The 25,152-nt window shown below is 51.8% G+C and carries 27 protein-coding genes; 23 read left to right on the top strand and 4 right to left on the bottom strand.

Going from position 1 to position 25,152, the window contains the following annotated elements; all coding sequences use genetic code 11:
* The first annotated feature begins 86 nt into the window (after positions 1-86).
* The 9 genes from NYE26_RS16500 to glnA all read left to right on the top strand — a co-directional run bounded on the left by NYE26_RS16500 (position 87) and on the right by glnA (position 10,533).
* Positions 87-2,738 (top strand): penicillin-binding protein 1A, encoded by a 2,652-nt coding sequence (locus NYE26_RS16500; protein ID WP_036724624.1) that lies wholly within the window; start codon positions 87-89, stop codon positions 2,736-2,738.
* Positions 2,739-2,896: 158 nt separating this feature from the next.
* On the top strand, positions 2,897-3,451 hold the full coding sequence (locus tag NYE26_RS16495) for a DUF402 domain-containing protein (protein WP_036724625.1): 555 nt from the start codon (positions 2,897-2,899) through the stop codon (positions 3,449-3,451).
* A gap of 3 nt (positions 3,452-3,454) precedes the next feature.
* Positions 3,455-4,111: a YdcF family protein gene (locus NYE26_RS16490; protein WP_339248923.1), complete on the top strand. Its 657-nt coding sequence runs from the start codon at positions 3,455-3,457 to the stop codon at positions 4,109-4,111.
* Between the two features lie 90 nt (positions 4,112-4,201).
* A complete protein-coding gene (locus NYE26_RS16485) occupies positions 4,202-5,176 on the top strand; it encodes an AAA family ATPase (protein ID WP_209880048.1) in 975 nt (324 codons plus the stop codon).
* A gap of 32 nt (positions 5,177-5,208) precedes the next feature.
* The gene (gene hflX, locus NYE26_RS16480) at positions 5,209-6,498 is read left to right on the top strand and encodes a GTPase HflX (RefSeq protein WP_339248922.1); all 1,290 of its coding nucleotides are present in this window, start codon (positions 5,209-5,211) and stop codon (positions 6,496-6,498) included.
* A 174-nt stretch (positions 6,499-6,672) separates the two neighbouring features.
* Complete coding sequence (locus NYE26_RS16475) at positions 6,673-7,926, top strand: methionine gamma-lyase family protein (protein WP_339248920.1); 1,254 nt, start codon at positions 6,673-6,675, stop codon at positions 7,924-7,926.
* Positions 7,927-7,954: 28 nt separating this feature from the next.
* On the top strand, positions 7,955-8,488 hold the full coding sequence (locus NYE26_RS16470) for an ATP-binding protein (RefSeq protein ID WP_339248919.1): 534 nt from the start codon (positions 7,955-7,957) through the stop codon (positions 8,486-8,488).
* Positions 8,489-8,764: 276 nt separating this feature from the next.
* Complete coding sequence (locus NYE26_RS16465) at positions 8,765-9,175, top strand: MerR family transcriptional regulator (RefSeq protein WP_019910684.1); 411 nt, start codon at positions 8,765-8,767, stop codon at positions 9,173-9,175.
* Positions 9,176-9,204: 29 nt separating this feature from the next.
* Entirely contained in the window at positions 9,205-10,533 is a 1,329-nt protein-coding gene (gene glnA, locus NYE26_RS16460) for a type I glutamate--ammonia ligase (protein ID WP_036724635.1), read from the top strand.
* 383 nt (positions 10,534-10,916) lie between these two features.
* Here glnA and NYE26_RS16455 read toward each other — a convergent pair whose 3' ends face one another.
* Together NYE26_RS16455 and NYE26_RS16450 are read right to left on the bottom strand one after the other, a co-directional pair.
* Positions 10,917-11,504: a GNAT family protein gene (locus NYE26_RS16455; protein WP_339248918.1), complete on the bottom strand. Its 588-nt coding sequence runs from the start codon at positions 11,502-11,504 to the stop codon at positions 10,917-10,919.
* A 367-nt stretch (positions 11,505-11,871) separates the two neighbouring features.
* Positions 11,872-11,997, bottom strand: a complete 126-nt coding sequence (locus NYE26_RS16450; RefSeq protein ID WP_339248917.1) for a hypothetical protein — start codon at positions 11,995-11,997, stop codon at positions 11,872-11,874.
* A 191-nt stretch (positions 11,998-12,188) separates the two neighbouring features.
* Here NYE26_RS16450 and NYE26_RS16445 point away from each other — a divergent pair, with 191 nt between their 5' ends.
* The 4 genes from NYE26_RS16445 (at position 12,189) to NYE26_RS16430 (ending at position 13,482) form a co-directional block, all read left to right on the top strand.
* Positions 12,189-12,461, top strand: coding sequence for a hypothetical protein (locus NYE26_RS16445; protein WP_339248916.1), 273 nt, complete (start codon positions 12,189-12,191; stop codon positions 12,459-12,461).
* A gap of 15 nt (positions 12,462-12,476) precedes the next feature.
* On the top strand, positions 12,477-12,836 hold the full coding sequence (locus tag NYE26_RS16440; RefSeq protein WP_339248915.1) for a hypothetical protein: 360 nt from the start codon (positions 12,477-12,479) through the stop codon (positions 12,834-12,836).
* 91 nt (positions 12,837-12,927) lie between these two features.
* Positions 12,928-13,149 carry a hypothetical protein gene (locus tag NYE26_RS16435; RefSeq protein WP_036695469.1) on the top strand — a complete coding sequence of 74 codons (222 nt, stop codon included), beginning with the start codon at positions 12,928-12,930 and terminating at the stop codon, positions 13,147-13,149.
* A 114-nt stretch (positions 13,150-13,263) separates the two neighbouring features.
* Positions 13,264-13,482 (top strand): hypothetical protein, encoded by a 219-nt coding sequence (locus tag NYE26_RS16430; RefSeq protein WP_036726416.1) that lies wholly within the window; start codon positions 13,264-13,266, stop codon positions 13,480-13,482.
* A 79-nt stretch (positions 13,483-13,561) separates the two neighbouring features.
* Here NYE26_RS16430 and NYE26_RS16425 read toward each other — a convergent pair whose 3' ends face one another.
* Together NYE26_RS16425 and lexA are read right to left on the bottom strand one after the other, a co-directional pair.
* Positions 13,562-13,900 (bottom strand): L,D-transpeptidase, encoded by a 339-nt coding sequence (locus NYE26_RS16425; protein ID WP_076079347.1) that lies wholly within the window; start codon positions 13,898-13,900, stop codon positions 13,562-13,564.
* Positions 13,901-14,088: 188 nt separating this feature from the next.
* Entirely contained in the window at positions 14,089-14,715 is a 627-nt protein-coding gene (lexA, locus tag NYE26_RS16420; RefSeq protein WP_036695466.1) for a transcriptional repressor LexA, read from the bottom strand.
* A 197-nt stretch (positions 14,716-14,912) separates the two neighbouring features.
* Between lexA and NYE26_RS16415 the strand changes: the two genes are divergently transcribed.
* From NYE26_RS16415 to NYE26_RS16370, 10 genes are all read left to right on the top strand, one after another.
* Positions 14,913-15,329, top strand: coding sequence for a LysM peptidoglycan-binding domain-containing protein (locus NYE26_RS16415; RefSeq protein WP_339248914.1), 417 nt, complete (start codon positions 14,913-14,915; stop codon positions 15,327-15,329).
* Positions 15,330-15,438: 109 nt separating this feature from the next.
* Positions 15,439-15,648, top strand: a complete 210-nt coding sequence (locus NYE26_RS16410) for a DUF896 domain-containing protein (RefSeq protein WP_036695465.1) — start codon at positions 15,439-15,441, stop codon at positions 15,646-15,648.
* Between the two features lie 47 nt (positions 15,649-15,695).
* Positions 15,696-16,223, top strand: coding sequence for a hypothetical protein (locus tag NYE26_RS16405; RefSeq protein WP_036726420.1), 528 nt, complete (start codon positions 15,696-15,698; stop codon positions 16,221-16,223).
* 35 nt (positions 16,224-16,258) lie between these two features.
* Positions 16,259-17,044: an HAD-IA family hydrolase gene (locus tag NYE26_RS16400; protein WP_339248913.1), complete on the top strand. Its 786-nt coding sequence runs from the start codon at positions 16,259-16,261 to the stop codon at positions 17,042-17,044.
* 163 nt (positions 17,045-17,207) lie between these two features.
* A complete protein-coding gene (locus NYE26_RS16395) occupies positions 17,208-17,684 on the top strand; it encodes a FixH family protein (protein WP_339248911.1) in 477 nt (158 codons plus the stop codon).
* A gap of 109 nt (positions 17,685-17,793) precedes the next feature.
* Entirely contained in the window at positions 17,794-21,231 is a 3,438-nt protein-coding gene (gene metH, locus NYE26_RS16390; RefSeq protein WP_339248909.1) for a methionine synthase, read from the top strand.
* Between the two features lie 184 nt (positions 21,232-21,415).
* Positions 21,416-22,366: a ribonuclease Z gene (gene rnz / locus NYE26_RS16385; RefSeq protein WP_339248908.1), complete on the top strand. Its 951-nt coding sequence runs from the start codon at positions 21,416-21,418 to the stop codon at positions 22,364-22,366.
* Between the two features lie 293 nt (positions 22,367-22,659).
* Positions 22,660-23,448: a TIGR01457 family HAD-type hydrolase gene (locus NYE26_RS16380; protein WP_339248907.1), complete on the top strand. Its 789-nt coding sequence runs from the start codon at positions 22,660-22,662 to the stop codon at positions 23,446-23,448.
* 45 nt (positions 23,449-23,493) lie between these two features.
* Complete coding sequence (locus tag NYE26_RS16375; protein ID WP_036726428.1) at positions 23,494-24,309, top strand: DNA-formamidopyrimidine glycosylase family protein; 816 nt, start codon at positions 23,494-23,496, stop codon at positions 24,307-24,309.
* The gene (locus NYE26_RS16370; protein ID WP_339248906.1) at positions 24,299-25,150 is read left to right on the top strand and encodes a deoxyribonuclease IV; all 852 of its coding nucleotides are present in this window, start codon (positions 24,299-24,301) and stop codon (positions 25,148-25,150) included. The genes NYE26_RS16375 and NYE26_RS16370 overlap by 11 nt, the downstream gene beginning before the upstream one ends.
* Positions 25,151-25,152 lie beyond the last annotated feature (2 nt).

Genomic DNA, 25,152 nt, shown 5'->3' with positions numbered 1-25,152 from the left:
AGTGCGAGAGAGCAACCTGAGAAGGTTGTTCTTTTCATTCGTGAACATCATTTACGTTTTTTCCGTTAAGGGAGTCAGGAGGCAGTATGTCCAGAGACCAGTTAACCCGGAGCGGCGGCAACAGAAACAGAGGAAGTCAGCCGCCAAGCTCCCAAGGGAAGCCGAAGAAAAAAAAGAAAAGATTCTTAACCAAAAAGCGTGTACTGTGGAGTTTGTTTTTTTCAGTTGCGCTAGCTATTTTTTGTGCGCTGGGCGGTTATTTGTTCATCATGCTGAACGGGCAGAAGCTGCTGGATGAGAACAGGGACAAGCTGACGATCAATCCGCCGACACAGATTTTTGACCGGAACCGGAACCTGATCGGAGAGCTGTCATTGGAGAAAAGCGATCCGGTGGAATATGAGGATCTTCCCCAGATGCTGGTTAAAGCATTCGTAGCCACCGAGGATAAACGGTTCTTCGAGCATAACGGGGTGGATCTCTGGTCCATCGGACGCGCGGCCGTTAAGGATATTGCGGCCCGCAGTATGGTAGAAGGCGGGAGTACAATTACCCAGCAACTGGCGAAGAACATCTTTCTGAACCGCGACAAGACCTTCTTCCGTAAGGCGACCGAGGTGTCGATTGCCGTTGCACTGGAGAAGCAAGAATCCAAAGAGAGTATTATCACGATGTATTTGAACCGGATTCCGTTCGGCGGAACCACTTATGGGATTAAGGCCGCTTCCATCCGTTATTTCGGGGAAAGCGATCTGAATAAACTTGAGCTTTGGGAAATAGCCACTCTGGCTGCAATGCCCAAAGGGCCGTCCCGCTATAATCCGTTGCGTAACCCTGAGCTGTCGAAGGAACGCCGGGGCGTAGTGCTTCAACTCATGTATGAGCAGAAGCTGATTACCAAGGAGCAGATGGACGAAGCGAAGGCCGTGGATTACAACTACAAGCCGCCTGAGAAGAAGCAGCGTTACCAGGCATTCATTGATTATGCGATTGGTGAGGCTGAGGACAAATTCGGGCTGACCGAGGATGATCTCAATATCGGCGGGTATAAGATTTATACAACCATGGATAAGCATGCCCAGGAGACGATCGAGGATGCTTTTGCCGACAGTGATAACTTCGAGAAAAGTGTGGACGATGAGCTGGTTCAGGGCTCAATGACCATTGTGAATCAGGAGAATGGCAGCGTTGTAGCCTTGATGGGCGGACGTAATTATGAGAAAAAAGGCTACAGCCGGATCGATGGCAGCCGCCGCTCACCGGGTTCTGCCTTCAAGCCCCTGGTATCCTATGCACCGGCACTGGAATCCGGCAAATTCACGAATGATTCCATGCTGAGCAATGAGAAGCAGTGCTTCGGCAAATATTGTCCGAACAATCTGCACGGGTACTCGAAGTCGATCAGCATGGGCGATGCGCTGACGAAGTCGGAGAATATTCCGGCGGTCTGGCTGCTGAATGAGATCGGTGTAAATACCGGCTTCCAGTTCGCCAAGAAGCTGGGGATCAACCTGAAGGATGAAGACAAGAACCTGTCGCTCGCCCTCGGCGGGATGAGTGAGGGAACGAACACGATGGAGATGGCCCAGGCCTACAGTGCGTTCGCCAATGGCGGAGAACTGCGGGAGGCATACTCCATCAAGTCTATAGCTGACGCTGATGACAAGACCGTCTACAAGGCGAACACCAAGGCAGACCGTGTGATGAGTGAACAGACGGCCTATCAGATGACAGAGATGATGCAGCGTGTTGTACAGGACGGTACAGGTAAAAAAGCAAAAATTAACCGTCCGGTAGCCGGTAAGACCGGTACAACACAAAGCGGATATAAGGGCATCAGCTCGAACCGTGATGTCTGGTTCGTCGGCTATACGCCGGAATGGACGGCAGCGGTATGGATGGGCTACGACAAGCCGAGCAAGACCCATCTGCTGAAGAACAGCAGTCCGCTGGCCGCTGCCTTCTGGGGCAAGGTCATGGAGAAGGCGCTCGAAGGTGTGCCTGCCAAGCAGTTCCCGGTACCGAAGGGCGCTGCTGTAGAGGTAGAGGCTACGCCGACGCCTGAAGCGGTATCGGCGGTAACGGGCTTCCAGGCTGCGTATGATCCATCCACGATGACGGTCAATATGAGCTGGAATCCTGCTGCGGCCAGCGGTGTAGAATACCGTATTTACCGCCGCGAGACGTCTGAAGCAGACTTCACCCCGCTCATGAACACCATGGCCTCGAATATCGGGGACATCAGTGCGATGCCGGGACTGTCTTACGAATATTATGTTACTGCATATTATCAGGAACTAGATCAGGAGAGCGAGCCTTCTGAGACTATAACGGTGTCCGTTCAGGATGAGCTTCAGACCCCTGAGCCAGAGATGACGCCTGACCCGAATCTGCCTACGGATAACCCCGATAACGGCGGCGATTCCGGAAATGGAGAGAACGGCGGCAATCCGCCTGACAATGGACCTGGGAATAACGGATCAGGTAATAATGGTCCAGGCAATCACGGTCCAGGTAATAACGGCAATGGTCAAGGAGGGGATAACGGCAGCGGAGCAGCCACAACCCCGCCTGAGATGACACCGCCGCCTGCGGCTGCCACGGCAGAGCCACTACCGACACCGGAGGCGACGACCGGTACTGTCGATCCTGGAATCATCCCTGACCCGAATGCCGGAACCGATCCGGCAAGTGATCCGGGCAGCGGTTTTGTTGAAGGACCCGGCAATGTACATTAGACTGACTTGAAGTCAAATTCATAGCATTAACGATTACCCTGACAGCTCCGGGAGCTCTGCGCTATGCAGAATTGCCGGATGTCGGGGTTTTCTTGTTTTGAGTGTCTCTGCAAAATGTGTTAAGCTGAATGCACCATTATCAGAAGAGGGTTATTCATATGAAACGTAAATTCGGAGACCGGGCCAACTGGCGCAGGATTACCCGCCGCCATTTTGCCTGCCGCTATGTGGAGACCCGGGAGTTCAGCGGTTATATCACACTCTACACTATATACGGGCTGAAGGAGCCGCTATGGAAGAGTTACGGCAGGCATACATACCGCATTGCGGACAAGGGATATTCATGGCTGCAGTATTTTCCCAAGGACAGCCACTATATTGTGACGGCCATGTTTGATGAACGGCAAAATATTGTGCAGTGGTACATTGACACCTGCAAGGTCCAGGGCGTGACCGATCAAGGGGTTCCCTGGTTCGACGATCTGTATCTGGATGTTGTAGTGCTGTGGAATGGTGAAGTATTTCTGCTGGATGAGGATGAGCTGGAGGAAGCGCTGGAGCGGGAAGATATCACGGACAGTGATTATCAGTTAGCCTGGTCAACAGCCAATTCAATTCTGCGTGCGATAGACGCTCATGCCTTTCCGTATTTCTCCCTTTCACTGAAGCATCGTGCCGAATTGTTTCATCACGGAGAATTTAGGAGGAAGTAGATCATGGATTGGTATGTCTACCAACGGGGTTCATCCCCGATCCGCAAAGTGTCGCGCAAGCGCCGCCACCGCACGAAGAGGGTGCTGCTGGTCTCGCTGCTGGTACTGATTGTGGCCGGATTCATCTGGTGCGGAGTAGTCTTTAACAGAATTAACAGTGCAGCAACCACCTCGCCCATGGTGAAGGCGGACGCCGGAGTTATTCTGGGGATGTCGATGTGGGGCGATGAACCGAGCCCCGGGCTGAAGGAACGGCTGGATTATGCGCTTGAGCTGTATAAGTCTGGTGCATTCAGCCATTTTGTTGTCTCTGGAGGGCTGGATCAGCCGGAGTATAAGTACACGGAAGCCGAAGGCATGCAGAGGTATCTGGTTGCCCATGGAGTACCTGACAAGGTGATCTATCTGGAGGACCAGTCTACCAGCACTTACGAGAACCTGCTGTTCAGCAAGACAGTCATGCAGCAGGAGGGATTGTCTTCAGCTGTCGTGATTACCCATGATTTTCATGGCCGCCGCGCCTTGGAGACTGCGCGTAAGCTGGGGTATAAGAACCCGGAGCTTGGCGTCACGGAGTCTAAAGTGATGTCGATGCTTAAGTATAAGTCCCGCGAGATTCTGGCCTACACCAAATGGAAATTGCAGGAGCTGTCGCTGTAAATCTGCTAATTTCCAAAACTGCTAATAACGCCTTTTATACTGGAATAGACTGGTTAGAGCAAGTCAGACCTGTATAATGAGGTGAACTAGGTGAACGGACATGTAGCGGCGGCAAGCAGCGGACGGGAAGAACGCAGACCGTCCAGGCAGATTAACATTGTGCTGAATAATCAGGCTCCGGCCCCGGTGTCCGGCTTGCCGGCTGATAGCGCAGGCGGCACGGCAGCTCCCAAGCCCGGCAGCCATAGCGGACTGTTCCAGGAGCTGAGCCGGGAGCTGGATGCACTTGTAGGTCTGGATAACATCAAAGAGCTGGTCTTCGAGATCTATGCCCTGCTGCAGGTGGCCCAGATGCGCAGTGAAGCCGGACTTGCCACCGGAGGCCAGGCCTACCATATGGTATTCAAGGGCAATCCGGGGACTGGCAAAACCACGGTTGCACGGATTGTGGCGAAGCTGTTCCAGCGGATGGGTGTGCTCAGTAAAGGGCATCTGATTGAAGTAGAGCGCGCAGATCTGGTAGGCGAATATATCGGACATACTGCCCAGAAGACGCGGGATCTGGTGAAAAAAGCGCTCGGCGGTATTCTCTTCATCGATGAAGCTTACAGTCTGGCCCGCGGCGGAGACAAGGATTTCGGCAAGGAGGCCATCGACACGCTGGTCAAATCGATGGAGGACCACCGCAGCCAGTTTGTCCTGATTCTGGCCGGGTATTCCGGCGAGATTGACTATTTTCTGATGAGCAATCCGGGCCTGCCCTCGCGGTTTCCGATCCAGGTTGAATTTCCCGATTATACCATCGACCAGCTGCTGCAGATTGCCGAGCTGATGGCCAAGGACCGTGATTATATTTTGATGCCGCAGGCCATACTCAGACTCAAGCAGCATTTGCTTATGGAGAAGACAGAGAGTCTGCATGCTTTCAGCAATGCAAGATATGTACGCAACAGTATTGAGAAGGCGGTACGCGCACAGGCTGTGCGGCTCTTGAACCAGTATGAGAGTACAAGTCCGGGCAAGCAGGAGCTGATGACGCTGCGGACCGAGGATTTCAAAGGATAGTCCAGGAAGAATAGATGAGGAGCATGGAATGAATGGCAACTACAACACATGACACAGAGACAGAAGTGCAGGACCGGGCGATTCTTGTCAGTCTGGTGACTGACAAGATCAAACGTACCGGGATTGACCCTGAGCTCTCGCTTCAGGAACTGGTACAATTAGCAGAGACCGCCGGGGTAGAGGTTCTGGATGTACTGCGGCAGAATAAGGAGACCCCGGATTCCAGGTGGTTTATCGGTAAAGGCAAGGTGGAGGAGCTTCGGATGGCCGCTGACGGGCTTGGCGCGAATACCGCGATCTTCGATCAGGAGCTGTCCGGGGCGCAGGTGCGTAATCTGGAAGAGGCGCTGGATCTCAAAATCATTGACCGTACGCAGCTGATTCTCGATATCTTTGCTGGACGGGCAAAGACCAGGGAAGGGATCATCCAGGTAGAGCTGGCCCAGCTGTCTTATCTGCTGCCGCGCCTGTCCGGGCAAGGCAAGAATCTGTCGCGTCAGGGTGGCGGAATCGGTACGAGAGGTCCCGGAGAGAGCAAGCTGGAGACGGACCGCCGGCATATCCGTGAGCGGATTACAGAGCTGAAGCGCCAGCTGGATGAGGTGGTCAAGACCCGTGAGCTGCACCGTGAACACCGCCGCAAGAGCGGTGCGGTTCAGGTGGCACTGGTAGGCTATACCAACGCGGGCAAATCCACGCTGCTGAAGCAGCTGACCGATGCCGATGTGTACATCGAGAACCAATTGTTCGCTACCCTTGACCCGACTTCGCGTGTGCTTCAGCTTCCGGGCAGCAAGGAGGTCGTGCTTACGGACACCGTCGGCTTCATTCAGAATCTGCCGCATGATCTAGTAGCCTCCTTCCGCGCTACGCTGGAGGAAGTCAATGAAGCCAATCTGGTGCTGCATGTGGTGGATTCCTCTTCTCCGATGCGTGAGGAGCAGATGGAGGTCGTTCAGACGATTCTGCAGGATCTGGGCGCGGCAGGCAAGCCGCAGATCGTATTGTTCAACAAAATCGATCTGTGTCAGCCGGAGCAGCTGGAGATGCTCCCGACCGGTGAAGGCTTCCTAAAGATCAGTGCTTTTAATGAGGAGGACCTCTCACGGATCACGGAGATCATCAACGATCAGCTGGCCGGGGATACTCTGATCTTCCGCATTCCCGGTGACCGCGGGGATCTGTCCTCTCTGCTCTACCGGGTGGGCGAGGTGCTTGAACAGGATTATGACGGAAGCGATGTACTCTATAACGTGAGACTGAATAAAGAGGACTACGATAAATGGAGCTATAAGCTGGCTGAATTCGTGGAGCCGCAATAATTGCTCAGCTGAACCGTTTGAAACTGACTTGGCTGGTGAGAGAGGAAGCATCTATATCAACGCATTGCAACAGTCTGCTTTGGAGATTGATCCAGGCAGGCTTTGCTGTGCGGGTTTTGCCTGATGCAGAAGCGAGGCCTTATTATACACAATGTTAGGAGAGATGAAGGGAACATGGCAGGATTTGCAGAGGATTTATTACAGGCAGCGGAAGCTGCAGAGCTAGAAATCGAAGGTGCGGTCAAGGCGCTTGACCGGATTGTGGATCATAATCAGTGGAAGGTGATCGAAGCCTTTCAGCGCCAGCATGTGAGTGATTTTCACTTCGCGGGCTCTACCGGATATGCTTACAACGACCGGGGGCGTGAGGTGCTGGATTTGGTCTATGCCGAAGTATTCGGTGCAGAAGCGGCGCTGGTCAGACCGCATTTCGCTTCAGGAACTCATACCATATCTACCGCTCTGTTCGGTGTGCTGCGGCCCGGAGATGAGCTTCTGTACATTACAGGACGTCCCTATGATACGCTGCACAAGGTAGTTGGCAAGCCAGGAGACGGGACAGGCTCGCTGGCGGATTTCGGTATCGGCTACCGGGAGACTGCGCTGACAGAAGAAGGTAAGGTTGACTGGGATGAGGTCGCCTTAGCGATAAATGACAAGACCAAGGTGATCGGAATCCAGCGTTCGCGCGGCTATGACTGGCGTTCGTCCTTCACGGTCGCTGAGATTGGCGAGATGGCAGCACGGGTAAAAGCTATTAAGCCGGATGTCATCGTATTCGTGGATAACTGCTACGGAGAATTCACCGAGACGCTGGAGCCGCCGCAGGTTGGCGCTGATCTGGTCGCCGGTTCGCTGATCAAGAATCCCGGCGGCGGGATCGCTGAGACCGGCGGTTATATCTGCGGCCGCGCAGATCTGGTGGAGCTGGCGGCCTACCGCCTGACAGCCCCAGGAATCGGCGGCGAGGTAGGGGCGATGCTGGGCACAACGCGAGGCCTGTATCAAGGCCTGTTCATGGCCCCGCACACGGTGGGACAAGCCGTGAAGGGCAGTATTTTCGCTGCGGCGGTGTTTCAGCGCTGCGGCTTCATCACCAAGCCTGCCTGGCATGAGCCGCGTACGGATCTGATCCAGGCGGTGGCTTTTGACGGACCCGAGCATCTGATCGCCTTCGTACAAGGTATCCAGCGCGCAGCAGCGGTAGACAGCCATGTCGTGCCTGAGCCTTGGGACATGCCGGGGTATGAGCATCCGGTCATCATGGCTGCCGGGACATTCATCCAGGGCGGAAGCCTGGAGCTGTCAGCCGACGCGCCCATCCGCGCACCGTATATCGGATACATGCAGGGAGGATTAACCTATTCTCATGTCAAATACGGCGTGTTAATGGCCTTGCAGAGTATGAGGGAGCGCAAGCTGCTGTAGTTCTCGAACACATAGGAGGCAGAGGCCGATGTACGAAGCAGAAGCAATCGAGGGATTGTTGCAGAAAAGGAGTGCGGACAAGGCTCCACTAGTCGTCATGATGTGCGGAGTAGCGGGTTCGGGCAAAACGACTTTTGCGCTTAAGCTGGAGCATGAGGGGTTCGTCCGGCTGTCCATCGATGAGGATATCTGGAGTACATATGGCCGCTACGGGATAGATTATCCTGAGGAGGAGTACGAATCCTTGAAGGAACAGTCGGAACGCAAGCTGCGCAAAGAGCTGGTGCAGCTGGTTCAGGCGAAGCGTCATGTGGTGGTGGATTTCAGCTTCTGGCAGCGGCAGCGCCGGGATGATTACAAGCATCTGATCGGGGAGTATGGCGGGAAATGGGCTGTGATCTTCCTCAAGGTACAGCTTGAAGAGCTACGGCGGCGGCTCCTGTTAAGAAGCGAGCGGATGGATGCCAATGCGGCATTCACCATTACCGAGGAGATTCTGACCCGTTTCCTGAACGGATTCGAGACTCCGGCTGGAGAAGGGGAATGGGTCGTTGAAGCGTGACATGCCATGAAACATGTACAGTAAGCCTTTAAGGCCCCCGCAAAGCACCTATTTCGTCATCGGAACTAAAGCCCTGTTATGTGGGCGGATTTTGCCTGCGGATTGCTCTTTGTGATATACTTCGGGGAACCAAATCCCATGCATCGGACACTTTGATCTGTTAATCTCACAATGGGTGAAAGAAATCTTGTGAGAAAAACTCACATACCATTGACACGCCATATAAGGAAATGTACAATGAGATGAGAAAAAGATCATTGGAAGGTTGGATGAGTCATGGGTGATGAAATCCGCAGAAATATGGCATTATTTCCGATTGGAATCGTAATGAAGTTAACAGATCTATCCGCCAGACAAATTCGTTATTATGAGCAGCACAGCCTGATCGTACCTGCGCGTACCTCCGGCAACCAGCGTTTGTTCTCTTTTAATGATGTGGAACGTCTGCTTGAGATCAAGGCGTTGATTGAGAAGGGTGTTAATATTGCCGGCATTAAGCAGGTGATGAATCCTGTCTCGAAGGAATCTGAAGAAGCTACGGTTATTACCCCTGACACAGAGGTGAGACGTAGAGAGTTGTCTGATTCGCAGCTTCACCGTCTGCTGAAGCAGGAGCTGGTTTCCGGTAAAAGACCGGGACAAGTGTCTCTAATTCAAGGTGAGCTATCCCGGTTTTTTAATAAATAATATAGAGCTGTTGAAAGGGAGAGGGTAACGTGAGCTTTACTAAAGAGGATATTCTGCGCATTTCCAAGGACGAGAACGTCCGGTTTATTCGCCTGCAATTCACCGATTTGCTGGGAACGATCAAGAATGTAGAGATTCCGGTAAGCCAGCTTGAAAAAGCACTCGACAATAAAATGATGTTCGATGGCTCTTCCATCGAAGGTTATGTGCGGATTGAAGAATCCGACATGTATCTGTATCCTGACCTGAGCACCTGGGTTATCTTCCCTTGGGTGACTGACAGCCGTGTGGCACGTCTGATTTGTGATGTGTACATGCCGGATGGCACACCGTTTGCCGGAGACCCGCGTGGTATCCTCAAGCGTTGTCTGCAGGAAGCGGAAGAAATGGGCTTCACAGCTATGAATGTCGGACCGGAGCCGGAATTCTTCCTGTTCAGAACAGATGAGAAGGGCAATCCGACTACAGAGCTGAATGACCAGGGTGGTTATTTCGATCTGGCGCCGATGGATCTTGGGGAGAACTGCCGCCGCGAAATCGTATTGACACTGGAAGAGATGGGCTTTGAAATTGAAGCCTCCCACCACGAAGTGGCTTCCGGCCAGCATGAAATTGACTTCAAATATGCCGATGCCATCAAGGCAGCGGATCAGATTCAGACCTTCAAGCTTGTTGTGAAGACGGTAGCCCGCCATCACGGCCTGCATGCAACCTTTATGCCTAAGCCGCTGTTCGGTATGAACGGATCTGGTATGCACGCTCACCAATCCCTGTTCAAAGGCAAAGAGAATATGTTCTACGATGAGAGCGATAAGCTGGGACTTAGCAAGACTGCCCGTTATTACATGGCAGGGATTCTGAAGCACGCACGTGCTTTTGCAGCGATCACTAACCCGACTGTCAACTCTTACAAACGTCTGGTGCCTGGTTATGAAGCACCTTGCTATGTAGCCTGGTCTGCAAGTAACCGCAGCCCGATGATCCGTATTCCGGCTTCGAGAGGACTCAGCACACGCGTTGAGGTTCGTAACCCGGACCCTGCGGCTAACCCTTACCTTGCACTCGCTGTTATGCTGAAGGCAGGTCTGGATGGAATCAAGCGTCAGCTCGATCTTCCAGCTCCTATCGACCGTAACATCTATGTGATGTCCGAAGAAGAGCGGATCGAAGAAGGCATCCCAAGTCTGCCAGCCGATCTGAAGGAAGCCCTGAACGAAATGATCCGCAGCCACGTGATCACAGAAGCCCTTGGCGAACACGCCCTGGCCCACTTCTACGAGCTGAAGGAAATTGAATGGGACATCTACCGCACCCAGGTTCACGAGTGGGAAAGAGATCAGTACATGACGCTTTACTAGGATACAGCAGCCCTTGGCGCTATTCGCGCCGGGGGCTTTTTATATTTTTTAGAGAGTATGATTTACATCTGTCCGGGGATCTAGTGCTCTTACGTATGTGGGGTTCAAGATGTATACAAAAAACCGAACACAATTGGCGGCCGCGAAGGGTTAGTTAGATTGTGGTGAAGACATACCAAAAAAGCAGGCTTCCTAAAGCTAGCACAGCAGTCATACCAAGCAGCACTCCAATAATGACTTTTTCAGATCTGTTGTATTTCTTCAATTTGATCACCTCAACAAACTCTAATATAAAAAACCAACAGCTCTCTTTTACCGAGAAATAAATCCCGGACTGCTGTTGGTATATGGAACTGAACGTCTCTGATTAGGTTAATGTATGATTATATATTTTGGTGATCCTTATGATGAAGATCCCTATATTCATTCTTTGTTAAACCAAACAACATAGAATCATGATATTTACCATTGATATAGAAGATTTGACGTCGGACTCCTTCTTGAACGCATCCTACTTTTCTAAGCATAGCAGCCGATGCCTTATTTCCGTCCAGAACATAATCATTAAATTTATTAAGTCTACGCTCGAAAAATGCATATTTTAAAAGCATGTGCACTGCCCTGGTACCGTAACCCTTACCTCGATAGGGATGATCAATTACAATACCTATGCTGAAAGTACCATTCCTCTCGTCAATGCTGTTTAGATTAATACCACCTACCGTTTCACCGTTCATATTTTCAATAGTAAACATGATTCGGCCATTAGTGGACGAAAATTCAACGTTCTCTTCAACGAATTTCTTCGCACCCGAGATTGTAGGCGGCAATTCAATAGTACATTCCAGAAAACGACGGGCAGGGGTATCGAATGCAGTTAAATATATACTTTCCCAATCCTCAGCCTCTATTGAACGCAATCTAATTTCATCATCCTGCCAATAATAGTTTGTATAATCTATATTTCGCATAAGTACACCTCCAAATAATATCACGATTCTATAAGTTTATCTCATGAAATATATATTTTGGAGGTGCTTTTTGATTATAAGTAATCTTAACATGATGACATTACTTAGATGGTGAAGTTCTAAGATTATTGTTCAAAGTCAAACGGGGGAGGGCGGAAGATCTGCTACATTAGTATATAAGTTATTCCGAAGTATGTTTATAAAAAAGGCGCCTACTCCCACCAAACGTAGTATGTGCCTAGCTGCTCTGTAAGTTGGTTAATCGTAGCGAGGATCTCTGGCGAATATTCGGTGATCAGAACGCCTTGGATGAGCGGCATTGCCTTAAGCGAAAATCCATTCAACGTTTCCTCCCAGGTTTAATAGATTATTCTTCGAGAGGAATCGGGGGCCGGATGATATACCATAGCAGTCCATAAGCTATTCCGAAGTAAAGGATTACACCCAGTATGGATATGGACTGAAGAATGATGATAACTTTATTTCCATTCATACATTTACCTCCTACATAAAAAAAACTCTCCCGATTTTTAGTATGGGGGAGAGGAGTGATGATGACGACTGAACAAAGCTCTCACATCATAATATAATGGAATTATAACTCCAGATCAAATCATTTTACATACTATTCCATCTCCTATATACTTAACCAGAAGAGAATTCTAGTGGCAGACATGGGAGCGGATGATGAAGAATACATATAAGATTATGCTTTCGCTGATGCTCATCCTGGCGCTAACATGTCCGGTGGCTGGGGCGGAAGGAGCGGCTGTGCCAGCGGAGACCCAAGCTAGGCTTATGGAGCAATATGGGCTGGATGCGCCGGCTCTGCCGTTGTGGGATTGGAGCAGCGTTGATGTCGGGGGCAGTGGCATTACAGGTGGGATGCTGTTCGTCTACCGGATGATGTTGAATCCGCTGGGGGTCATGTTGCTAGAGATACTATATATTCTGTAGTAGAGGGGGAAAAGAATGAATTCGCGTTATGATACGCCAAGCCCTGTACGCAGAGTCCGCAGGAGATCGGGCGGTAAGTCGTTACTGGTTCTTATCCTTGTTCTGATTGTGATGGCGGTTACGAATCCGGGAAAGGAAGCATTCAGTGAATATTCTGTAAAGAATCTGGAAAATACGCTCGGTCAGGAAATAGGCGACGGAATTACCAAGCAGGTGGCCCAGCCTGTAATTGAGTCTTTGACCGTGAGGGATAACTACATTTTGTTTTCTGTATTCAGTGTACCGGACCTTAAGAATACCAATTTTTTTACCCGGGATGGCGGGGCCACGAAGAAGTATATCGGATTGTTCAAAATCCTGTTTATTAAGCTGTAAATATGGTTTACATATTGTTCCATGACCCGGTATAATTGAATAGATTCGAGACGGAATCTTTAATATGGTTGTGGAACAAGGAGGAACGAAGTTGAATACGGCTTATAAAGTACTGTCCAGTGATGCTGATCTATTCGCTGCCGCACTGGCACAGGTACAGGTCTACGTCGTTCAGCTGGTTGATGGCAAACCGCATGTGATTGCTGATTATGCCGGACCTGTACAGAAATGGACACCGGAGTACATTGTGCTGGCCGGAATGACTTATAGACGCGATGAATTTGAATTCCGGGTACGATTGAACAAGAAGTAAGCAGATTCGCTGCCCACTACCTGCAGCTCTAACTAACATTACTGCCGAATCACACAATCTTTGGAGCCATTCTTGGCATCTCTTATACTATCCAAGTGTAAAAGAGGTGTAAAGATGAGCCAAAGAGAACGTAACCGGATTCGCAGAGCCATTAATGTCCTGCTGACACAGCGGGCAATCCTGCTGGAGAGACTGGAAGAGATCAATGAGAATCTGCGCAGGGTGCCTAGAGGTTCGCGGGCCAGAAGAGAACTGCTGGCAGCCAGAGAATCGATCCGCGAGGCCATCCGTTTGAATACGGTGGCTATCCGTCTGTTGAGAAGTGTGCTGTAGTCTGTATCCGCTCTAATTTATATGAGTCACAGGAACCCTTGGGACGCAATCTGGCGTCTCAAGGGTTTTTGCGACGTTCCTATTCCCGGATGGTGACACGGGTACCTATGGGAACGAGGGCGGCTAGAGCCAGAACATCTGCGTTATACATTCGAATACAGCCGTGTGAGACCATGTGGCCGATGGAGGATGGGTCATTGGTTCCGTGGATGCCGTAATGCGGCTTGGACAGTCCCATCCAGAAGGCACCGAACGGACCGCCCGGATTGGGCTGTTTGTTAATGATGGTGTATTCGCCTACAGGCGAGACGGTTAACATTTTGCCGATGCCGACAGGGAAGCCTCTGGTGACAACGTCATTATCCAGCAGATACAGCATGCGCTGTGACAGATCGACGATAATTCGGTAATTGGGCATACAGATCAGCACTCCTTTGTAACAGGATATGTGCGGAGCTATGCAGCGGTTCGCAGAAAAAATGGCCAAAAAGCTGAATGCGAACAAATGTTTGTATACAGCTTTTTGGCCACCACACGAAGTAAAATGAACATAAAACAGGCTGCTTCGCATGGTGCGGAGCAGCCTGTTCTTAAGCGGGGAGTAGATTAGTGGATATCGCGGAATAATCCGATGACCCGGCCCAAAATTGTAACGCGGTTGAGGCGGAGAGGCTCGTACGCCGGATTCTCCGGCTGCAGCCTGATATGATCCCGTTCCTTGTAGAAGGTCTTGACAGTTGCTTCATCTTCTTCGGTCATCGCTACAACAATATCGCCGTTGTCGGCAGTCTGCTGCTGGCGCACGATGACATAATCCCCGTTCATAATTCCGGCATCCACCATACTGTCACCAAGGACAGATAGCATAAATACCTTGTTATCACCTACATAATGAGCAGGCAACGGGAAGTAATCCTCAATATTCTCTGTTGCTGTAATAGGAACACCAGCTGTAACCTTACCCACTACCGGGATGCGGGTAACGGTCTGGACGAATTGATGCACATTCTCTGAATCTTCCTGGCCGAGTAATTCAATGGCACGCGGTTTCGTTGGGTCACGCCGGATCAGGCCCTTCTTCTCAAGCCGGTCCAAGTGACCATGCACGGTTGAGCTGGAGGCCAGGCCGACAGCCTCGCCAATCTCGCGGACGGACGGAGGATAACCCTTGCTGCGGACTTCATTACGTATAAATTCCAGGATCGCCAGCTGACGACTAGAAATCTTTGACATCGGTATCAACCCCATATACTATGTTTGGGAAAATTATAACATAGAACTTCCGTTCGTACAAACATAAGTTCTAAAATGAGGAAAATAAGAGAACGGAAATAAAGAGAACAAATGTTCCGAAAAAACTATTGATCGAAACACATGTTCGTGTTATATTATTTTCGAAAGCAAGAACATGTGTTTGGAGGATGATAATCATGTTAAAGTATAGTACATACAACAGCATCTACAATAATGAGGATATCAAGGTGTCCGCTCCCAGTAATCCAACTGCTCATAGTTATGTAACCAAGATCAAGGACGGTATTCTTCATAGTCTCGCTGCGCTCTCATCACTATTCCGTCAGGTCAGCCTGATGAAGCTGGTCCTGGTGCTGATGCTTGTTATTTCGGGATTCACTGTGGTGGGGAATGTTTTTGCCGGTTCGGTCTCGTCGATGAAGCCGGATAAGCGGATCGTAGTCGAACGCGGGGATACCTTATGGAGTATTGCGTTAAGCAACAAGCCTGGGGACATGAAGACAGCCGTATATATAGAAGGAATAATGAAGAGTAATCATTTGGAGAACAGCGTCATTAAGGCCGGAGATATTCTGACTTTACCTTTATACTGAAGGAATGCAGCAGGCTAATGATCGACTCGGAGAGCTTTCAGGGGGTAGACCTTGACAAGCTCTTTTTCTCATGGCAAAGTTAAAATGAATTTAGAGGGAGGGAAACGTATTGAATATTGACGAATTGGTCGCACGCATCAATGAATTGGCACGCAAAGCTAAGAACGGCGGCCTGAATGAAGAGGAACTGGCTGAACGTGCCAAGCTCCGCGAGATTTACCTGGGGAATATCCGCACTAACTTTCGGGCCCAGCTTGATACCATCGAAATTGTGGACAATCCGGAGCATGAAGAAGGCAATAACGGACTTAAGCATTAGCCTGTTGCCTTTTCATAGATAATACAGGATGACTAGGGGGAACTTACATGGCCCGTTCTTGGGAAAGAATGGTTCAACGCAACACGAAGCAAATTAACCAGCAAAGAAAGAAGCAGGGGAAGGACTCCATTTACACTTCCAGCACTAAGACTGCCGCGAAAAGCATCGATATTTTCAAAGGCCGAAATATCGTATTCCCCGTTGTACTGATGCTGCTCGGTATCATGTTCTGGGTGGTCGGCTCAATTGACGAAGCCAAAGGAAGCGGGATTCTGGCCAACTGGCTGGGTGTAGTGCTGTACTTCCTGCTCGCTGCGCTGCTGTTCTTCCGCCGTCCGTTTCTTAAGGTTGAGCGTGCGCGTATCTCTACTATTAAATACAACCGCGAACGCTTCCTGGCTGCGGCGGATATTGAGAAGATCACTTTATCGCGCAGTGTAGTTACCATTAAGTATAAGGGTAAGCGCAAGCAGTGGATTTTCTCCAAGCTGATTAACCGTTATGACACTGCTGCGATGGGGGAACGCCTGGAGCAGTTCGCCAAGAACAACAACATTGAGGTCGTGCACGAATAGCAAGACAGACCAGCATATAGGGAGTGGGAGAACAAATGCCGATTACCGCCGTTCTATTTGACCTTGACGATACTCTGCTGTGGGATGACCGCAGTGTGGAAGAAGCCTTCCGCTATGCTTGTGAGGCTGCTGGAGATTCCGTTGATCCCGGGGAGCTGGAAGCTGCTGTACGCAGGGAAGCCCGTACACTTTACGAATCCTATGAGACGTATCCGTTCACGAAGCTGATCGGTATTAACCCGTATGAAGCGCTGTGGGCGAACTTCACTGCCGGTGAGCAGCCTGAGTTCCGTCAACTGGAACAGCTTGCCCCTGTCTACCGTAAGGAATCCTGGCGCCGTGGCCTGGCCTCACTCGGGGTAGAGGATGAAGCGCTGGCTGCACAGCTGGCTGACAAGTTCGCCGCAGAGCGCCGCAGCCGTCCTTATATCTATGAGGAGACGCTTCAGGTGCTGGACGAGCTGCGCGGTAAGGTGAAGCTGCTGCTGCTGACGAACGGCTGCCCGGCTCTTCAGCAGGAGAAGCTGGATGGTGTGCCGGAGCTTACCCCGTATTTTGACCACATTGTGATTTCGGGAAGCTTCGGCAAAGGCAAGCCGGACAAGGGAATCTTCGAGCATGCGCTCGGACTGCTGGATATTACTCCGGAACAAGGTATAATGGTGGGCGATAAGCTTACGACAGATATTCTTGGGGGCTTGTCTGCCGGACTGACTACGGTCTGGATCAACCGAAATAGCAAAGCCTCCGACCCGGAGATTACACCGGATTACCAGATCAGCCATCTCTCGGAGCTTCTGCCGCTGGTAGACTCCTTATAATTGAATTCTATGAGGCCAGTATCCTATTTTCGGATATTGGCTTTTTTTATAAAGATATGACTATTCTCATGTTCACGAGTGAATCATGCAGCTTCTTTAAGGCAAATTGAATAAAATGTGTATAATAAGAAGAGTAGCGATCTGACTTTCATTGTAATATAGAATGGATATGTTCGTGGATGAAGAAGAATCTACCTATGAACCGGGAGGACTTCAGATGATGAAGCCAAGGATACGCAGGGGACTTATATGCATTGTGATGGGGATGACGCTTGCCGGATGCTCGGGGAATAAGGAAGATGAGATGCAGATGCATGCTGCGGCCAATTCCTCCATGTCACCTATTAAGGTGGAGCTGAGCTGGACCCCGGAGGAAGTAACCGCAGGTAAGGCAGTTAGCTTCAAGGCTGTGGTGACACAGGACGGTGAACCAGTGGATGATGCGAGAGAAGTAATGTTTGAGGTCAACGAGGCAGCGGATAAGACCAAGAAGGTTGAAATCAAGGGTGAAAGTGCGGGAGAAGGGGCTTATGTCGGGGAACATACCTTTGCAGAGGCGGGCGAATTCAGTGTCACTTCACATGTGACTGCCCGGACGCAGCATTCCATGCCAAGCAAGAAACTTGTGGTAGGGCCGTAATAGAAATGAAATCAATGGAAATACAAATAATGCAGGGTGGAAAGGAAGGCTTTCCGAAATCCCTTTATTCTGCTAAAATTACTCTAATGTTTCACTGGGGGGATGGAAAGTGGCCAAATACACACTAGCTGAGAGCTTGCAGCAGCGCATATTGATACTGGATGGAGCTATGGGTACCATGATTCAACAGGTGCCGCTCACCGGTGAGGATTTCGGCGGGGATGACCTGGATGGCTGTAATGAAATGCTGGTGCTGACCCGGCCGGAGGTTATACAGGACATTCATGAGAAATACCTGGAGGCCGGTGCGGATCTGATTGAGACGAACACCTTCGGTGCCACTTCAGTGGTGCTTGCCGAATATGATATACAGGACCGTGCCCGGGAGATTAACCTTGCGGCCGCCAGACTTGCACGTAATGCCGCTGATAAATATGATACACCGCAGCGCCCGCGTTATGTGGTAGGAGCTATGGGACCGACCACCAAGACGCTCTCTGTCACCGGGGGAGTCACCTTCAAGGAGCTTATAGACAGCTATGAAGAACAGGCGGTTGCCCTGATCGATGGCAAGGTGGACGCGCTGCTCCTGGAGACATCCCAGGATACCCTGAACGTGAAGGCTGGAAGCATTGGCATCCGTAACGCCTTCGAGAAGAGCGGAATTACGCTGCCGGTGATGATTTCAGGAACGATTGAACCTATGGGAACTACACTTGCCGGTCAGAATATAGAAGCCTTCTATATTTCGCTGGAGCATCTGAAGCCAGTGTCCATCGGACTGAACTGTGCTACCGGACCGGAGTTCATGCGGGATCATATTCGTTCTCTGTCCGCGATCTCTTCAGCGGCCGTCAGCTGTTACCCGAACGCGGGTCTGCCGGATGAGAACGGGAATTATCATGAATCCCCGGATTCCTTGGCCCGTAAGCTGGGCGGCTTCGCGGAGAAGGGCTGGCTGAACATTGCCGGCGGCTGCTGCGGAACGACTCCTGATCATATCCGGGCGATGGCTGAAGTGATGGCGGCTTACCCGCCGCGTAAGCTGGACGGCCAGCATCCTCCGGCTTTGTCAGGGATTGAGCCCGTGTACGTGGAGAGTGAGAACCGTCCGTATATGGTCGGTGAACGGACCAATGTCCTCGGTTCCCGGAAGTTCAAGCGTCTAATCGTCGAGGGGAAATATGAGGAAGCTTCGGAGATTGCCCGCGCCCAGGTGAAGAGCGGCGCACAGGTTATTGATGTCTGCGTGCAGGACCCGGACCGGGATGAGACGGAAGATATCATGCGGTTCCTGGAGCTGGTGGTGAAGAAGGTCAAGGTGCCGTTAATGATCGATACGACGGACCCGAAGGTCATTGATCTGGCCTTGCAGTATTGTCAGGGTAAAGCGATCATTAACTCCATTAACCTTGAAGATGGTGAAGAGAAGTTCGAGCTTGTCACGCCACTGATTCATAAATACGGAGCAGCGATTGTAGTTGGCACCATCGATGAGACCGGTCAGGCTATACTGGCTAAGGACAAACTTGAGGTGGCCAGACGTTCCTACGATTTGCTGGTCAACAAATACGGTCTGGCTCCCGAGGATCTGATCTTCGATACCCTTGTGTTCCCTGTAGGAACCGGGGATGAGCAGTATATCGGCTCCGCCAAAGAGACGATTGACGGCATCCGTCTGATTAAGGAGGCTATGCCTGCTGTTCACACTATTCTCGGTATCAGTAATGTCTCCTTCGGTCTGCCGGAAGCCGGCCGCGAGGTGCTGAACTCGGTATTCCTGTACGAGTGCACCAAGGCCGGTCTGGATTATGCCATTGTGAACACCGAGAAGGTGGAGCGGTATGCATCGATCCCTGAAGAGGAGCGCAAGCTCGCAGAAGAGCTGATCTATAATACGAATGACGATACCTTGTCTGCGTTCGTGGCGGCTTTTCGCGGCAAAAAGGTGGAGAAGAAGGAGAAGATCTCCAATCTATCCCTGGAGGAGCGCCTAGCTTCCTATGTGGTAGAAGGCACTAAGGAGGGGCTGATCCCGGATCTGGATGAAGCGCTGAAGACCTCGCCTCCGTTGGAGATCATTAATGGACCGCTGATGGCGGGGATGTCTGAGGTCGGACGGCTGTTCAATAACAATGAATTAATCGTGGCAGAGGTGCTCCAGAGTGCGGAGGTCATGAAGGCCTCTGTAAGCCATCTGGAGCAGTTCATGCAGAAGGATGAGACCTCGGTTAAGGGGAGAATCATGCTTGCGACCGTCAAGGGTGATGTGCATGATATCGGTAAAAACCTGGTCGAGATTATTCTCTCCAACAACGGTTATGAGATCGTCAATCTGGGGATCAAGGTTCCGCCAGAGAATATTATTGAAGCCTTCCGCAAGGAAAAGGCTGACGCCATCGGCTTGTCGGGACTGCTGGTGAAGTCGGCGCAGCAGATGGTGCTGACTGCGCAGGATCTTCGGTCCGCCGGTATTGATGTGCCGATTATGGTGGGCGGTGCGGCACTGACCCGCAAATTCACCAAGACCCGAATCCGTCCGGAATATGACGGACTCGTCTTATACGCGAAGGATGCCATGGACGGTCTGGATATCGCCAACCGGCTGATGAACCCGCTGGAGCGGGTGAAGATTGAGGAGGAGGTCCGCGAGGAGGCTGAGGCTGCCGTAGCTGTCGCTCCGCAAGCGCGGCTTCCCGAGCTTACGCGCGCAGTCCGCTCCAAAATCTCGGCTGATGCCCCGGTGTTCATCCCGCCTGATCTGGAGCGTCATGTCCTGCGGAATTATCCGCTGGGACATGTGATTCCTTATGTGAATATGCAGATGCTGCTCGGCCATCATCTCGGTCTGCGCGGCTCTGTAGAGGCGCAATTGGCAGCGCGGGACCCGCGTACGGTAGAATTGAAAGAGACCGTTGACGATATTCTGCATCAGGCGATGCTCGAAGGCACGATCGTGCCGCATGCGATGTACCAGTTCTTCCCGGCCCAGTCACGCGGGAATGACATTCTGATCTATGATCCGCAGGATCAGGCTAAGGTGCTGCATACCTTCACCTTCCCGCGCCAGAATGTGGAGCCGTATCTCTGCCTTGCTGATTTCCTGAAGCCAGTGGAGAGCGGAGTTATGGATTATGTTGGCTTCCTGGTGGTTACTGCGGGCCATGGTGTCCGTGAATTATCGACTGAACTTAAGGATAAAGGAGATTATCTCCGTTCCCATGCTCTGCAGGCAGTCGCTCTTGAAGTCGCAGAGGGTCTGGCTGAACGTGTCCATCATATGATGCGCGATACCTGGGGATTCCCGGACCCGGCAGATATGACTATGAAGCAAAGACATGGCGCGCGTTACCAGGGCATCCGTGTATCCTTCGGCTACCCGGCCTGCCCGGATCTGGAGGATCAGGGGCCGTTATTCAAGCTCATGAAGCCTGAGGATATCGGCGTGCAGCTTACCGAGGGCTTCATGATGGAGCCGGAGGCTTCGGTCTCGGCGATGGTCTTTGCCCACCCTGAAGCGCAGTACTTCAATGTGGAGAAGCTCTGAGCCATCCACATGCTAACCGGCCAGAAGGGGCTTTGCCCCGACTTTTCGGAACCTCCCGTTACCGGGAGGTTTTTTGCTGCAAAAGATGCTTTTGCAGCAAAAACAGAGTAGAATTCTTGTCATAAGAACAGACAAGATCACAAAAAATAATGAAGACATCAGAGCGAGAGAGAGGAGGGGCATAATGGAAATCTATTTTCTCGGAACGAATGCCGGGGTGCCGACGCTGCAGCGCAATGTGACGTCGGTTGCACTCCGGCTGCTTGAAGAACGGCGAACCTTCTGGATGTTCGACTGCGGGGAAGGGACACAGCATCAGGTTCTGCGCTCGCCGCTGCGGCTGGGCAAGCTGGAGAAGCTATTTATCACCCATCTGCACGGTGATCATCTGTTTGGCCTGCCCGGACTCATCTCCAGCAGGGGCTACCAGGGCGGGACTTCACCGCTTACGGTGTACGGACCTCCCGGGCTCAAGGCATATCTGGACATATCGCTGTCTGTCAGCCAGTCCCGCATTCCTTATAAGCTGGAGATTGTGGAGCACAGCGGCGGGCTGATTTTTGAGGATGAGACCTTCAAGGTGGAAGCAGGACTGCTGGAGCACCGGATTGACAGCTATGGCTACCGGGTTACGGAGAAGGACAGTCCGGGTAACCTGAATACGGAGCTTCTGAAGAGCTATGGACTGAAGCCGGGACCGCTTTATGGCCGGTTAAAAAAAGGCGAGGATATCACTACTGATGAAGGCGTGCTGATCCGGGCGGCCGAGGTGATTCATGCACCCAAGCGCGGACGCATCGTAGTTATTCTGGGAGATACCCGGCCTTGTGCGGGCTCACTGCCGCTGGCGCAGGATGCCGATCTGATTATTCATGAGGCGACATTTGCCCATGGCCTAGCAGAAATGGCTCATCAATATCATCACAGCACGGCACAGCAGGCTGCGGAGCTGGCAAGGGATGCAGGCGGGGCTGAGCTGATCTTGACCCACTTCAGCTCGCGTTACACTTCGCAGGAGGAGCTCGCTCCGCTGCTGAAGGAAGCGCAGGAGATCTTCCCGAATACACTGCTGGCAGAGGAATTCTGCACCTTCCCGGTCTACCGGAGAACCCCGGGAAATGACGCTGTGGACTGAATTATTTTCCGGGAAAGCGCAGGAAATGACAGGCCTATGCCAAAAATAGCCGGGCGCTGCAGGAGTTCGCTAGCGTTCGACGAAGAACGTTAAATTTAAAGTAAAAGCTGAGGATTAAGCGTACGAAGCAGTAGAGAAAATGCCGAAACGAAGCGGCTAAAAATCGCAGGCAGGCGGGCAATAAATCCATTCACAGCTCACTTCCCGGAGAAGCCGCCGCTGCTCTGAAATATAATTCATAGGGTTAATAATAAATGAGATGAACCACCAAGTTCGAATCGATAGGAGGAGTTATGAACAATATCCGAGGCTTGTTAATTGATCTGGATGGCACCTTGTATCATGGCGGCAGAATGATTCCCGGGGCCCAGCGGCTGATATCAGCGCTTCGTGCGGCGGAGATTCCGTTCCTGTATGTGACGAATAACTCTTCAAGAACACCGGCGAGTGTAGCTGCACATTTGCGCGGAATGGGCATTGAAGCCAGGCCCGAGGAGGTCTGCACTTCATCGCTGGCTGCCGCCCGTTACATTGCCGGAGAATCTCCGGGAGCATCCGTGGCGATACTTGGAGAAGAGGGGCTGGTGGAAGCCTGCACAGAGGCAGGGCTAACCCTGGTCTCCGAGCATCCGCAGTATGTTGTGCAGGGGATTGACCGTTCTTTTACATATGAAGCACTGGCCCGCGCCTCGCGTTGGATTCGTGAAGGAGCCAGATTCGTCCTGACCAATCCCGACCTGATGCTTCCCTCCGATGACGGAGTGATGCCCGGTGCAGGTACGATAGGTGCAGCTATTGAAGCAGCCAGCGGAGTGGCGCCCGTGGTCATCGGCAAGCCCGAGACGCACCTGGTGACATATGCGACATCTCTGCTCGGTATCAAGCCGGAGGATGCGGTGATGGTGGGTGACAATATGAGAACGGATATCTTGGCGGGTGCCAATGCAGGCTGCCGGACTGTACTGGTGCTTACGGGACTTACCACCCGGGATAATCTGGAGCATTACCAGCAGCTGACCGGAGTCAAGCCTGATGAAATTTGTGCTGATTTAGCTGAACTTATGGTACTGCTCGGTGTATAATGACAAAGGTGACCATTTGACCATCCAAGAAGGGAAGATGACAATATGCCGGAATTGCCGGAAATGGAGAATTACAGAAAGCTGCTTAGCCAGCATCTAATAAACGTACCCATTACAGGGGTAACCGTAAATAGAGAAAAGACTATAAATATGGAGACTGAAGAATTCGTGAAGGGACTGGTCGGTGCCCGAATTGTATTCGTGGAACGCCGCGCCAAGCATATCCTCTTCCACCTGCATGACGGCCGCAGACTGCTGCTGCATCTGATGCTGGGCGGACTACTGTTCTATGGTACAGAGGAAGAACGTCCTGACCGTACTACACAGGTTGAGCTTGCGTTCGGTGAGCATATCCTCTACTTCATGGGACTGCGTTTGGGCTATCTCCATCTGCTGTCTGTCAAGGAGGGTGAAGCGGCAATGGGGAAGCTTGGACCCGAGCTGCTGGACCGCCGGATGACGGCCGAACGCTTCGCCGGACTGCTCAAGGGACGGCGCGGCGCGCTGAAGAGTCTGCTGGTTAACCAGCATGTTATGGCCGGAATCGGCAACTGCTATGCTGACGAGATTGCTTATGAAGCCCGTCTGCTACCATCTACGCTTGTTCAGAATCTGTCACCGGAAGCGGTGACCCGGCTGTACGACAGCGTGCGTAAGGTGTTAACGGATGCCACTGAAATCGGCGGGTATATGGAAATGCCGTTCATGACCGGCGACACCGTGACCGGTTCTTATAATGATGCCTGTAAAGTGTATGACCGTGAAGGCGAGCCTTGCCTTCGCGGCGGGGGAACCATAGTGAAGACAGAGCTGTCCGGACGCAAGGTATTCTATTGCCCGGATTGCCAGCATGACGCATAGCCCCTTCATAGGGGCGCATGTCAGCATACGCGGCGGGTACGGGCAGGCTGCCCGGTCCGCCAGGGAGAGCGGGGCTACATGTTTTCAGTATTTTCCGAAGAATCCGCGCAGTCTGAAGCTGAAGCCGGTAGACTACCGCGATGCAAGCAGCTGCGCAGAATACTGCCGGGAGCAGGGGATGGCTTCCATTGCCCACACCCCGTATCCGACGAATCTGGCTGCTGGCCCGGGCGACAGAGAGGTGATGATTGCCTCCCTGCGCAATGATCTGGAGATTGCCGAGGCGTGCGGATCGGTGGGCATTGTGGTGCATTTCGGTCATTTTGCCGGGATGGAGCCGTTACAGGGTTATCAAAAAATTATACAATGTATGAACGAGGTACTGGCAGACTGGACGGGCAGAACCAAGCTTCTGCTTGAGAATATGGCAGGGAATCATGGTTATGAAGGCATGACGCCCGAAGAGCTGGTCAAGGTCCGTGAGCTGTGCCGCTACCCGGAGAAGATCGGCTTTTGCTTCGATACCTGCCATGCTTTCGCTGCGGGTATCTGGAATCCGGAGCAGACGGAGGAGCTTATCGCACGCGGTGAGAAGCTGGGGTACTGGGCGAATCTGGCGGCTGTGCATTTGAATGACTCCCGGTTCCCCTACGGCTCAAGGCGGGACAGACATGCTGGAATCGGTAGCGGATACATCGGGGGTGCGGCGCTTAGCCAGCTTGTGAAGATGGAGTTCCTGGCTGATAAAGTGATCGTTATGGAAACAGAAAAGGGACCGGATGGCACGCACAGAGCGGAGATTGCTGCTGTGAGGACCTGGTTTGAGGCGGGGGAGGATTGAAG

Origin of the sequence: Paenibacillus sp. FSL P2-0136, from assembly GCF_037975325.1 — a bacterium.
Taxonomy (GTDB): Bacteria; Bacillota; Bacilli; order Paenibacillales; family Paenibacillaceae; genus Paenibacillus_AQ; species Paenibacillus_AQ silagei.
This window is presented reverse-complemented; position numbering and strand designations above follow the sequence as displayed.